The 11,876-nt window shown below is 55.9% G+C and carries 13 protein-coding genes; 12 read left to right on the top strand and 1 reads right to left on the bottom strand.

Annotated elements, in window-relative coordinates:
• Positions 1-45: 45 nt before the first annotated feature.
• The 12 genes from RA28_RS17890 (at position 46) to RA28_RS17835 (ending at position 11,260) form a co-directional block, all read left to right on the top strand.
• Positions 46-807, top strand: a complete 762-nt coding sequence (locus RA28_RS17890; protein ID WP_052261511.1) for a pirin family protein — start codon at positions 46-48, stop codon at positions 805-807.
• Complete coding sequence (locus tag RA28_RS17885; RefSeq protein WP_039531891.1) at positions 804-1,058, top strand: DUF1427 family protein; 255 nt, start codon at positions 804-806, stop codon at positions 1,056-1,058. The genes RA28_RS17890 and RA28_RS17885 overlap by 4 nt, the downstream gene beginning before the upstream one ends.
• Positions 1,059-1,089: 31 nt before the next feature.
• Positions 1,090-1,740: a hydrolase gene (locus tag RA28_RS17880; RefSeq protein ID WP_039531889.1), complete on the top strand. Its 651-nt coding sequence runs from the start codon at positions 1,090-1,092 to the stop codon at positions 1,738-1,740.
• Between the two features lie 132 nt (positions 1,741-1,872).
• On the top strand, positions 1,873-3,606 hold the full coding sequence (locus RA28_RS17875) for an amidohydrolase (RefSeq protein ID WP_052261510.1): 1,734 nt from the start codon (positions 1,873-1,875) through the stop codon (positions 3,604-3,606).
• A 27-nt stretch (positions 3,607-3,633) separates the two neighbouring features.
• The gene (locus RA28_RS17870; protein ID WP_039531887.1) at positions 3,634-3,939 is read left to right on the top strand and encodes a GNAT family N-acetyltransferase; all 306 of its coding nucleotides are present in this window, start codon (positions 3,634-3,636) and stop codon (positions 3,937-3,939) included.
• The gene (locus tag RA28_RS17865; RefSeq protein WP_039531886.1) at positions 3,923-5,533 is read left to right on the top strand and encodes an MFS transporter; all 1,611 of its coding nucleotides are present in this window, start codon (positions 3,923-3,925) and stop codon (positions 5,531-5,533) included. The genes RA28_RS17870 and RA28_RS17865 overlap by 17 nt, the downstream gene beginning before the upstream one ends.
• Positions 5,530-6,432, top strand: coding sequence for an efflux RND transporter periplasmic adaptor subunit (locus RA28_RS17860; RefSeq protein WP_082029855.1), 903 nt, complete (start codon positions 5,530-5,532; stop codon positions 6,430-6,432). The genes RA28_RS17865 and RA28_RS17860 overlap by 4 nt, the downstream gene beginning before the upstream one ends.
• A 58-nt stretch (positions 6,433-6,490) precedes the next feature.
• Complete coding sequence (locus tag RA28_RS17855) at positions 6,491-6,943, top strand: (2Fe-2S)-binding protein (RefSeq protein ID WP_039531882.1); 453 nt, start codon at positions 6,491-6,493, stop codon at positions 6,941-6,943.
• Between the two features lies 1 nt (position 6,944).
• Positions 6,945-9,125, top strand: coding sequence for a xanthine dehydrogenase family protein molybdopterin-binding subunit (locus RA28_RS17850; RefSeq protein ID WP_039531880.1), 2,181 nt, complete (start codon positions 6,945-6,947; stop codon positions 9,123-9,125).
• Positions 9,126-9,206: 81 nt separating this feature from the next.
• Complete coding sequence (locus RA28_RS17845; RefSeq protein WP_039531878.1) at positions 9,207-10,184, top strand: pirin family protein; 978 nt, start codon at positions 9,207-9,209, stop codon at positions 10,182-10,184.
• A gap of 278 nt (positions 10,185-10,462) precedes the next feature.
• The gene (locus RA28_RS17840; protein ID WP_039531876.1) at positions 10,463-10,768 is read left to right on the top strand and encodes an ArsR/SmtB family transcription factor; all 306 of its coding nucleotides are present in this window, start codon (positions 10,463-10,465) and stop codon (positions 10,766-10,768) included.
• Positions 10,769-10,825: 57 nt separating this feature from the next.
• Complete coding sequence (locus RA28_RS17835) at positions 10,826-11,260, top strand: hypothetical protein (RefSeq protein WP_039531874.1); 435 nt, start codon at positions 10,826-10,828, stop codon at positions 11,258-11,260.
• A gap of 180 nt (positions 11,261-11,440) precedes the next feature.
• Here RA28_RS17835 and RA28_RS17830 read toward each other — a convergent pair whose 3' ends face one another.
• A complete protein-coding gene (locus RA28_RS17830; protein ID WP_052261527.1) occupies positions 11,441-11,683 on the bottom strand; it encodes a hypothetical protein in 243 nt (80 codons plus the stop codon).
• Between the last annotated feature and the right edge of the window lie 193 nt (positions 11,684-11,876).

The following is an 11,876-nucleotide window of genomic DNA, read 5'->3' as shown; positions in this document are numbered from 1 at the left end:
ACCACGCCCCACATCGAAGAACAACAGAACTTGGAACTGAGTGAAATGATCAAGATCCACGAAAAAGCATCGCGCGGACGCACGCAAAACGGATGGCTGGATAGCTATCACACGTTTTCGTTCGGCCAGTTCCAAGACCCGAAGCGCATGGGGTTCGCCAATCTGCGCGTAATCAACGAAGACAGCCTGATCCCGGGTGGTGGTTTTGCTGCACATGATCATGCGGATATGGATATCATTACAATGGTTCTGGATGGGCAGCTGCGCCACGATGATGATCAGGGCAATGCCGCCAGTATACGTGCAGGCGAAGTGCAGGGAATGTCTGCAGGCACTGGCGTGCGTCATTCCGAATACAACGGGTCCACGTCGGAGCCCGCAAAATTCCTGCAGATCTGGCTGATCCCGGATCAGGTAAGTGGTGAGCCTTCATACACACAAACCTCGGTTCCGAACGAAGGGAATGTCCTGCTCGCTGGACCCGCCACATTGCACCCCTTGATCCCGTTGAGATCAAGGGCGCGATTGACGCTTCGTCGGTTCAGCGAAGGACAAGAACTTGCGCTTTCTGCAAATGGCGAAAGTGACCACTTCGTTCATCTGCTGGATGGCCTTGCCTATGCCGAGCACGAACGTCTGAGCGCGGGTGATGGTCTACAGGTTCCGCGATCCGAACAGGTCACTCTGCAATGGCACACTGACGGGGCCGCGCTGGTTTTCGATATGCCAAGCCCCGCGGCAAGGAAAGAACCTAAAACCCTCAAAACCAGATCAATCGAACCAGAATTGCAAGGAAACCCGACGTGACTTGGCAACCATATCTTATATCGCTCGCAGCGGGCCTCGGGATTGGGGTCATCTATGGCCTGATCACAGTCCGCAGTCCCGCCCCGCCAATCATCGCGCTTTTGGGCCTCTTGGGCATGCTCGCCGGAGAAGCTGCAGTGCAATGGATCCGGGGTCATTCCGACGCTGTGTCACAGGCCCTGCATCTGAAATCCTTCGCCGTCACGCAGGCGGAAGAGACGAGCCAACCAACCAAACCCGAAACCCTTTAACCCCATCCAAACTCAACAACGGAGAAGTCAAATGTCGAAACACGAAATGATCACACCTGAGAACGCGGCCCTTGTGTTGATCGACTTTCAGCCCGCGATGTTCCAGGGCGTCGAAAGCCATGATCGCCTGTCGGTGATGCACAACGTGCAGATCCTTGCCAAAAGCGCGAAACTGTTTGGTTTGCCGACCGTGATCTCAACCGTCGCGAAAGACAGCTTCTCGGGTCCGTTCATGCCTGAAGTGACCGATCTGTATCCGGATCAGGAAGTCATTGACCGGACTTCGATCAACTCTTGGGTTGATGAAAACTTCCGCAAGGCAGTTGCTGCAACCGGTCGCAAAAAGATCGTGCTGGCTGGTCTGTGGACCGAGGCCTGTGTCATGTTCCCAACGCTCGACCTGCTGCGCGAAGGCTATGAAGTCTATATCCCGGCTGATGCATGCGGGGACGTCACGCCTGAAGCCCACGAGCGTGCAATGGACCGTCTGGTTCAAGCGGGTGCGGTTCCGATGAACGCGCTACAGTTCGTCTTCGAGCTTCAGCAGGACTGGGCACGCGGCGAAACCTACGATGGCGTTATGGATATCCTTAAAACCCATACGCCATATGGTATCCAAGTGCGCTTCTCGAAGTGGGCTTTGGGTGAGCACGCCTCGGAAGCCGGTATCGCCGCAGAATAATCTCCCGCGCCACGCTCGCTCGGTCCCTTAATCCCTCCCCATGAAGCCGAGCGGGCGATTTTCCAAATCTTTCTCAATCTGTGCCCTTCCGGTGGGCACCGACAACTCTCGCTTTGCCAAAGGATGTGCGCCATGGCCGCCCCAGACAAGATACTCTTCAACGGCAAGATCACGACAATGGATCCTGACACGCCAGAAGCGACAGCTGTGGCCATTTCAGGGGATCAGATCACCGCTGTTGGAACTGACAAGGACATGTTTGGGCTTGCGGGCCACGAAACCGAAACCATTGATCTGGGCGGCCAGCGTGTGATCCCCGGTCTGATCGACAGCCATACGCACATCATCCGACAAGGCAACAACTTCGCTATGGAGCTGCGCTGGGACCACGTTCCGTCTCTTGCCGACGGTCTGCGTATGCTGAAGGCTCAGGCAGAGCGTACTCCTGCTGGCCAATGGATCCGCGTGGTTGGTGGTTGGTCCGTTGATCAATTCGCTGAAAAACGCTTGCCGACGATTGATGAGATCAATGCGGTCGCGCCGGATGTGCCTGTCTACGTGTTGCACCTCTATGATCGGGCCTGGTTGAACAAAGCCGCCCTACGCGCAATCGGCATCGACAAACATTTCTACGAACCCTTTGTCTCAGGGCGTCTAGAGCGGGACGATCAGGGCAACCCGACAGGTCTTGCAATGGCGCGCCCGAATGCGCAACCGCTTTACGCCCTTCTGGACATGGCCCCCAAGCTGGATCTCGAACAGCAGGTCACCTCGACCAAGCACTATTTCAAGGCGCTGAATGGTCTTGGATTGACCTCGGCTTTGGATTGCGCGGGTGGGTTCCTGAACTATCCCGACGACTACGGGGTCATCACCGAGTTGAACAAACGCGGCGAGCAAACCGTACGTATAGGCTATCAGCTATTTGCTCAGCGCCCGATGTTCGAACTGGACGACTTCAAACGCTGGAATGACATCGTCAAGCCAGACGAAGGAAACGACTACCTGAAATGCGTGGGCGCGGGCGAGATGCTGGTCGCATCGGCCTATGATTTCGAAGATTTCAGCTACCCGCGCCCCGATCTGCCCAAGAGGATGGAAGGAGACCTCTGGCCGGTACTCGAATTTCTATTCGAAAACCGCTGGCCGATCCGGTTCCATTGTACCTATGAGGAAAGCGCCCACCGGTTGCTGAGCCTTATTGAGGAGGTTGGCCGTGACAAAGGGCTGGAAGAGCTGAATTGGATTTTCGATCACGGCGAGACGATCTCAGAATCCACCATGGAATGGGTCGCGCGCCTGGGCGGTGGTATCAGCTATCAAAACCGCATCGCTTTTCAGACCACAGCCTATCGTGATCGCTATGGAGAAAACGCCCTGCGAGAGGTCATGCCGGTCAAGAAGATGATGGCGTCGGGTGTGCCTCTGGCTGCTGGCACGGATGCGACGCGGGTGTCGTCCTATAACCCGTGGTTGGCCATTCACTGGGCCGTTTCTGGCAAAGGTCGTGGCGGAGACATCATCTGGAGTGCGGCGAACCGTTTGGATCGGCACGACGCGCTGCGTCATTGGACCGCTGCCGGGGCTTGGTTCAGCCGGGAAGCGGGTAAGAAAGGTCAGATCAAGGCGGGGCAATGGGCGGATATCGCTGTGCTCGACCGGGATTATTTCTCGATTGCCGAGGATGAGATCACCGAGATCGAGGCCGACCTGACACTTACGGGCGGCAAGATCGTACATGCCAAGGCCCGTTTTGCGGCGCATGCACCTGCCCCACTGCCAGAGCTTCCCGATTGGTCACCCGTTCCAATTTTCGGTGCGCCCGGTGCTACGACGCAAAGCCAAGGCAGCCTTGCCGCTGAATAGCGATAAGACCTCAGGAGATTTCCCGTTTTGGACGATCAAAAGCTAAAAATCACTTACAGCGAAAGCGATACAAAAGCACGGTATGGTGCTTCGGTGTCCGGGATCGTGAGCGAGGCAGAACTGACGCTGTCAAAAGTCACGCCCAGCCTCGTTATCGCCGACCACACGTTTGTCCCGGAAGAGTTGCGTGGTCGCGGCTTGGCTCGGACCTTGGCCGCGCAACTTGTGGCGGACGCGCGCGACAGGGGTCTCCGCATTGTGCCTCTTTGCCCGTTTGTGCGGTCCTACGCCGAAAGAAATCGCGAGGAGTTGGCAGATGTCATCCAGTGGTAGCATCGCGAAACCTGCACCTGCAGCATCAAACTCGGCTTGGGCCCCGTTCAAACATCGGGCGTTTGCGCTTCTTTGGGTCGCGACCCTGATCTCCAACGTCGGCACGTGGATGCATGATGTGGGCGCTGGGTGGTTGATGACGACGCTTAACTCATCTCCGGCAGTCGTCTCACTTGTGCAGGCGGCAACAACCCTGCCAGTGTTCATCTTCGCACTATACGCTGGCACGCTGGCGGACCGATTGGACAAACGCAAGCTGTTGATCACAGTGAACGTTGTGCTTCTGGCACTGGTGTCGGTACTAACCGTGCTGGTTCAGCTTGAGCTGGTAACACCTACGCTGCTGATCCTGTTCACATTGGCCATCGGAACTGGGACGGCTTTCATGGCTCCTGCTTGGCAAGCGATCGTGCCAACTCTGGTGCCGCGTGATGCGTTGCAGCCAGCCATTGCGTTGAATTCAATGGGCATCAACATCAGCCGCGCGATCGGTCCTGCCTTGGCGGGCGTTTTGATTGCATCGGTCAGCTTGGCGGCGCCATTTGCAGTCAACGCGGTCAGCTATCTCGTGATCATTGGCGCTCTGTTGTTTTGGAAACACGAAAGTGCTGTATCGAAGACATCTCAGCCCGTTTTCAACGCAATGATGACCGGCATGCGGCACGTCGCACATAACGGCCCGCTCAAGGCAACTTTGATCCGATCCTTTGCCTTCTTCATCTTTGCCTCTGCCTATTGGGCTCTGCTGCCGTTGGTCGTCCGAACGATCGAAGGTGGCGGGGCGACGCTGTATGGATTGTTGCTGACGTTGATCGGTGCTGGGGCTGTTGTGGGCGCTTTGACCCTCCCGCAGTTCCGCGCGAAGCTTGATGCAAGCACCACAGCAGCAGGCGGAACCATCGGCACTGCCGTTGCCATGGCAATTCTCGCAACGGCGACAACCCCTCCTCTGGCCTATATCGCCGCACTGTTGGGTGGGTTTAGCTGGATTGCTGTTCTCACCACGTTCAATGTTTCGGCCCAGACCGCGCTGCCCAATTGGGTCAGGGCCCGAGGGTTGGCCGTAAATCTGATGGTCTTCTTCGGGTCAATGGCGTTTGGATCAGCGATCTGGGGTCAGGTGGCAACGGCAACATCTGTTTCGATCACCTTGCTGATCGCAGCTGGAGGCCTGATCGTCGGCTTGCTTCTAACACGCAAGTTCCAGCTTGGTCAGGGCGAAGATCTGGACCTGACGCCTTCAATGCATTGGCCTGCGCCGCAGGTTGCCTTGGAAGAGGACGACTTGGCGTCCCGCGGTCCTGTCATGGTCGAAGTTGAGTATCGCATTCGACCCGAGGACGAAGCTGCGTTCCTGTCCGCTATTAAGGAATGGTCGGGCGAGCGCTGGCGCGACGGAGCCTATGATTGGCGCGTTTTCCAAAGTGCAGAAGAGCCTGAGCTATGGGTCGAAGCGTTCATGGTTTCTTCCTGGCAGGAACATCTGGCCCAACATGAGCGCGTGTCACAACAGGATCAAGATCTTCAACGGACCGTCTCAGCCTTCGATACCCGTGAAAGCGGGCCGGTCGTTCGCCATCTGATCGCACCATGATGAGAGTGTTTGAGATGCTATCGATTTTGGTCATCACTCGACCCGTGCTTTCGGCCACACTCATTGTGGCGCTGTTCTGGGCCCACGCACCTGATCAGGCATCCGCAGGAGGTGCGGAGTTTGAAGGCCGTATCGAAGCAGTCGACCGATCGGACGTCTATAGCCGTGCTGAAGGCATTGTCGAAGAAGTTCTGGTTGAGCAAGGCGACTATGTCGAAGCGGGCACGCCATTGCTGCAGCTTCGAAACGATCTGGAGAAACTGGCGGTCGATGCCGCGAGTGCAGAGTTGGCCAAAGCCGAGGCTCTGTTGCTTCAAGCCCAAGACAAGCTGGATCGCGCAGCCCAACTCTCAACGCGTGGAGCCGCAACAGAGGTTGCCTTGTTGGACGCTGAAACCAATCTGGCTTTGGCTAAGGCCGCAAGGGCCTTGGCGGAAACCGAGTTGGAGATCGCACAAACGAACTATAACGACACGCTCATACGTGCGCCGATCTCAGGACATGTTGAAGACCCGCGTGTTGGACCGGGTTCGCTGGTTGAGTTCAATTCGGGCGACCCGCCCCTGTTTCAACTCGTAAATCTGAACAGCCTGCGCGTTGCTTTCGAGCTTCCCTATGCCCATTGGGTTTCTGGGTTGAACACGAGCAAAACGCACTCAGAGGAGCTATCAAATTCCGGCCGGTTTCGTGTTGAGACGGAGATCGGTCAGGCTCTGCAGGATGCAATTGTGCTCACCGGATCGGCGGTTTGGTTCGATGAAAACAGCGGCACAATACGTGTCTGGGCACATCTGGAAAACTCCGAACTTACATTGCGACCGGGAATGAAAGTTCGTGTCACGCCAATGATCTACCCAGTTACCGGCGCTGACCAAGACCACTCCATGGTCAGGCCATGACGACGAATTCCACTTCACAAGAATCTGTCAACATCAGGCATCACAAGGACTGTTCCAAATGATCAAATTCGAATTGAACGGCCGACCCGTAGAGGTTGATAACCCCCCTGACGAAATGTTGCTGCTGGTCCTTCGAGATACGCTCAAACTCAAAGGTACGAAATACGGATGCGGTGCTGCCATGTGTGGGGCCTGTACAGTGCATGTGGATGGTGTGGCGAGCTTCGCGTGTCAGATGTCGGTTAGCGACGTGGAGGATGCACAAGTCACGACGATCGAAGGATTGTCCGAAGACGGCTCGCATCCTGTTCAGAGGGCCTGGATCGAAGAGCAGGTTGCACAATGCGGCTATTGCCAGTCGGGTCAGATCATGCGCGCGGCGGCACTTTTGGCGGACAATCCATCTCCGACACGACAGGAAATTGTCGATGAGATGAGCGCGAATCTCTGTCGCTGCGGAACCTATAACCGAATCTTTAAAGCCATCGAACGCGCAGCCAAGGAGGTTTGAAATGACCATAACCATGAACCGCCGTGGGTTTCTACAAGGCGCTGCAGGACTGACGTTTTTCATCGGTGCGGGCGGCATCTCATCCGTCCGGTCCGAAGCAGCGGTCGGCACACTGGATGTCAATCACTGGTTGACGATCCGGGCTGATGGCACCGTTCAGATCGTCCATCCGTCCACAGAGATGGGCCAAAGCAGCTATTCTACCTTGCCGCAGATTCTGGCCGAGGAACTGGACGCTGCTTGGAATGACGTTGAGATCAAACAGCTAAACGCTGATGATCGACGCTTTGGAAACAAGCTGTTTGGCGGTGTTTTGTATACGGCGGGTAGCACCGGAACACAGTTCTATTTTGATCCGATGCGCAAGGCCGGTGCTCAGGCGCGCGACGTGTTGCTGCAAATCGCAGCGCGCGAATGGGGTGTGGACAAAGCCAGCCTTAGGACCAAACCCAGTGTTGTTTTAGGACCCGATGGCCAACAGGCTGCCTATGGTGAACTGGCAGCGTTCGGTTCAAGGGATGTGACGGTACCAGACGCTGAGACCGTGCCACTGAAAGACCCATCCGCGTTTCGGATCATCGGGCAAGATTTGCCGCGTCGCGACGTTCCGGCGAAAAGCACAGGTCAGGCCGAATATGCGATCGATGTGGATGTGCCTAATATGGCCTATGCCGCCGTTCTACGTGCACCAGTCGAGGACGAAGTTCCGCTTTCCATCGACGACGCTTCCGCACGCGAGGTACCCGGCGTCATCGATGTCGTGGCAGTACCGGACGGTGTCGCCGTCGTCGCGGAAAGCCTTTGGTCTGCCTTGGGGGCACGGGGTTTGCTTGAGGTCGAATGGTCCACCACCTCACCTTTCCGAACCTCAAACAGCGAAGAGACGCTGGCCGAATACGCCGCCGCTGTCAGCGCCACTGAAGCATCGGGGGCAACCTGGGCCGAGAAAGGCGACGCCCCAGCAGCTATTGCCAATGCTGACAGTCAGTTTTCGCAGGTCTATCTGTCGGACTATGCCTACCACGCTCAGATTGAGCCGATGGCGGCTGTTGCTGACGTTGATGCGGACGGGCAAGGTGCTGAGGTTTGGGCAGGCACGCAAACGCAGTCGTGGACCGCGCGCACCGTGTCGGAGGTGTTGGGCATCCCTGTCGAAAGCGTTCGACTGAACATGATGACAATGGGCGGAGGATTTGGTCGACGCACAGCCCTGATGCAGAACTATGTGCGCGATGCAGTGCTGTGCTCGAAAGCTATTGGACGCCCTGTCAAAGTGATCTGGCCGCGTGAAGACGACGTGAAGCAGGGGACCTTTCGCCCCGCTGCGGCACAAAAGCTTGAGGCCGGTCTGACAGCGGAAGGAAAGCTCGATGGGTGGTATCACAAGGTCGCGACACCAACGGTCATTGGTTTTTTCAACCCGCTGCGTTGGGACGCGGTGAACCCCAACGACGTGATCTCGATGCGGGGTGCAGAGAGCAAATTCTATGGGATCAAGGATTTCCGCGCCGATCACCTGATCATGGACCGGCACGCCCGCCTTGCCCCCTATCGCGGTATTGGTGCGTCCTACACGGCCTTTTCGGCAGAGTGCTTTATGGACGAACTGGCAGAGCAAGCCGGCCGGGATCCTCTGGAGTTCCGGCTAGATCTTGTTTCAGAAAACCCACGCGGGCGGCACTTGCTTGAGAAGGTGGCCGAGATGTCGGATTGGCAAAATCGCAGAAATCGAAACTTAGGGCTTTCTTTCGCTGGCTACAGCTCCTCCATGGCCGCAGGTGTAGCGGAAGTTGAAGTTGACGCGGACAGTGGAGAGATCCAGATCACCAACTTCTGGGCCGCAATCGACGCGGGACTGATCGTCACGCCAGACAACGCGCTCAATCAGATCGAAGGTGGTATCGTGTTCGGTATCTCGATGGCTCTTTCTGAAAAGATCGATATCGAAAACGGCGAAGTGGTGCAAAGCAACTTCTGGGACTACGAGATCACGCGGGCGTCGCAAATGCCGGAAATCGAGATCTACGTCGCAGAGGTCGATGCACCGCCTGTTGGTGTTGGCGAGGTTGGCACTCCGATGGTGCCCGCGGCTATTGCCAACGCGTTCTATGCCGCGCAAGGCAAGCGCCTGCGCCACATGCCGTTTACTCCGGATCGCGTCGCCGCCGCGCTGGAAACGTAGGTGCCTAAGGATGCTGCCGGTCATTTCCTTTGACCGGCGGCGCATTTGGCAAGACCCAACTACAGACAAAGGACCCAATGCATGAGTTGGAACCCCACGCATAACCCTGAGTGCCCAAATAGCTCGGCTGACAGTATTGAGACTTTGATTATTCCGCGTGCCCGTGATCTTGGTGGGTTTGAAGTCAGGCGTGCTTTGCCTGCACCCGAACGCCAGATGGTCGGACCGTTCATCTTTTTCGACCAAATGGGCCCAGCTGAGTTCATTACGGAAGGCGGTATAGACGTTCGCCCACATCCGCATATCGGTCTTGGAACAGTAACCTATTTGTATGATGGCGAGTTTGAGCATCGCGACAGCCTTGGCACTCATCAGATGATCTATCCGGGTGAAGTGAACTGGATGGTTGCAGGCAAGGGCGTAACGCATTCCGAACGCACCAGCGCGGAAACGCGGGCCAAGCGCAATAGGTTGTTCGGGATTCAGACATGGATCGCGTTGCCAAAAGACAGCGAAGACATGGCACCGGACTTTGAACACCACAAGAACGCGGCGCTACCGGAGCTTCAAGATACGGGCGTTCAAGCAAAGCTCATACTCGGATCAGCCTATGGCAAATCCAGCCCCGTGACGATGCAGTCCGAGACGTTTTACGTCGATGTCATTCTTTCGCCGGGTGCACACTTTCCATTGCCGGACGATCAGGAAGACCGTGGAATCTACGTTACTGAAGGGTCGGTTGAGATTGCTGGTGACGTCTTCGAAGCCGGGCAAATGATGGTCTTTCGACCCGGTGACAAAATAAGCGTTCGGGCTGGCGAAAAGGGTGCACGTCTCATGGCGCTGGGTGGGGCAACCCTGAGCGAGGAGCGCTACATCTGGTGGAACTTCGTTTCATCGTCCCGAGACAGGATTGAAGACGCCAAAGAGTCTTGGAAGGCGGCGGATTGGGCCGATGGCCCCTTTAAATTGCCACCGGGTGACGACGCGGAGCATATCCCGATCACGCCAGAACTTGAGCAAACCTTGCCTAGTAGTAAAGCCGAGCCTTCGGCCTGACTTTTTGACCGGGTTTGTGGGTTTTCAAGGGTGCGCAAACCCGGTCTAGAGGCCCAGAATACTTCGTGCCTGGGCAGTTGTTGCAATCGGGCGATTGTATTTGATGGTCATCTGTGTGTTTCAGTTGTTTTGGGTCAGAATTAGATGACGTGATCGACCGATTTGATGAGGTTTTGGCAGCCGATTGAGTCAAATAGCCGAGCGGACGTGTTTCAGGAACACGCCGATATCTGGGCGGAAAAGCTCAGGCCACAAAACCCGCTTTCAGCAGCAAAGAAGTGAAGCCGCGTGCCCGAGGTAAGGCCGTTGAGGCCTCCGACTACCTGAAGGCATTCGCCCATGTTAGCCGCCTGCAAATCCTGTTCTTACTTGCTGATGGAGAGAAGTCCGTCGGGGAACTGATTGATAACTTGTCCTTGAACCAGGCGGCGGTTTCCCAACATTTGGCGCGTTTGCGGCTTGAGGGGATGATTGTGGGCAGGCGCGATGGCCATCACATGTACTACAAAATCTGTGACAAGCGCGTACGCCCACTCCTTAAACTGCTGGACAGGCTTTTCTTTAGTGACGAAAAAGCCAAGTAGAAGACTACCTCGGCGACTTGCTCGGCCCAAATTGGGTCGGGCTTTTTTGCACTAGATTTGACCAAGACTGACGAAACCCCTCAGAGGGTAAACGCGATTCCGACGTTCATGTTTCCCACTTTGGTTTCTGTGATGTCAGTCACTGAAGTTCCAAATTCACAAGCCTATAACAACGCCCGAAGTCATACTGTAGCGAGGAAGAAAGATATGTCTGCTCCTGACGTAAAGAAGGTCGAAGCCGCACAAAAGAAGATGCATGCCGAGATGCAGGCGTACAAGAAGTCGCAAGATGAGCTGGAAAAAGCCAACAAGGAAATGAGTAAGTTCGAAGCTGCAATAAAAAGTGGCGACATGTCTAAATTGGGCCCGGCGACGAAGGGCTTGGCCAAAATTGGGAACAAAATATTCAATCTGCAAAAGAAAGCCGCAACACAGAAAAAGAAAATGGATGACGCTCTTAACGCGCTAACCAAGACGTTGAAAGGCAAGTAAAACTGATAGAGGCTTAGTCGAGCCACTGGTCAAGTTTGGACAGGCTAACAAGCTGAATGGTTGACTAGCCGGGTGCCGACACGCGGATACAAGCGGGTCTGATGCTTGCTTTTTGAGATGAGTTGTCGACGCACAGGGTGGCGGCCCTGGGAGGGTTGGGCCGCCATTGGTCGTAGAGGTTTAGCCGTTGCTGGGCGGAAGGACGCCCGCGTCTTGAGCAACCTGAACCTCGTCCTGGTCCAGAGTACCATCGCCGTTCGTGTCCATGACCGTGAAGGTCTCGGAATCTACAGTTGGTGCTACGGCCTGCACCTCTTCAAGAGTAAGAACGCCATCTCCGTCAGCATCCATAGACTGCGCGGCGGCCAGCATAGGCAATCCAATCGTGATGGTTGCGAGGGCAGCTACATTTTTGGGGTTCATTGCATTGGCTCCTAAACGAGTTGTGAGTGTCAGTGTCCGGACGGTCACTACAAACACCCAAATGCGGAAAAGTTCACCCGCAATGAGTGTGTCGATGGGTTTTGCGCCAATCTCTGCGTGTTCTCTGGTGTCGTGTCCGCGAACACCCGCTCGGCAAAATTCCCCCACTTTGACTAAGCGATTTGTGTCTCGG

This window comes from Ruegeria sp. ANG-S4 (genome assembly GCF_000814005.1).
In the GTDB taxonomy this organism is placed as follows: Bacteria; Pseudomonadota; Alphaproteobacteria; order Rhodobacterales; family Rhodobacteraceae; genus Ruegeria.
The sequence above is the reverse complement of the archived record's forward strand: the minus strand, read 5'-3'. Positions and strand labels throughout refer to the sequence as shown.

Bases quoted from the DNA above. Each gene is read 5' to 3' on its own strand.
- RA28_RS17865 (WP_039531886.1), top strand. From the start codon at position 3,923: ATGTCATCCAGTGGTAGCATCGCGAAACCTGCACCTGCAGCATCAAAC.
- RA28_RS17860 (WP_082029855.1), top strand. From the start codon at position 5,530: ATGATGAGAGTGTTTGAGATGCTATCGATTTTGGTCATCACTCGACCC.
- RA28_RS17855 (WP_039531882.1), top strand. From the start codon at position 6,491: ATGATCAAATTCGAATTGAACGGCCGACCCGTAGAGGTTGATAACCCC.
- RA28_RS17850 (WP_039531880.1), top strand. From the start codon at position 6,945: ATGACCATAACCATGAACCGCCGTGGGTTTCTACAAGGCGCTGCAGGA.
- RA28_RS17830 (WP_052261527.1), bottom strand. From the start codon at position 11,683: ATGAACCCCAAAAATGTAGCTGCCCTCGCAACCATCACGATTGGATTG.
- RA28_RS17875 (WP_052261510.1), top strand. From the start codon at position 1,873: ATGGCCGCCCCAGACAAGATACTCTTCAACGGCAAGATCACGACAATG.
- RA28_RS17845 (WP_039531878.1), top strand. From the start codon at position 9,207: ATGAGTTGGAACCCCACGCATAACCCTGAGTGCCCAAATAGCTCGGCT.
- RA28_RS17890 (WP_052261511.1), top strand. From the start codon at position 46: ATGATCAAGATCCACGAAAAAGCATCGCGCGGACGCACGCAAAACGGA.
- RA28_RS17880 (WP_039531889.1), top strand. From the start codon at position 1,090: ATGTCGAAACACGAAATGATCACACCTGAGAACGCGGCCCTTGTGTTG.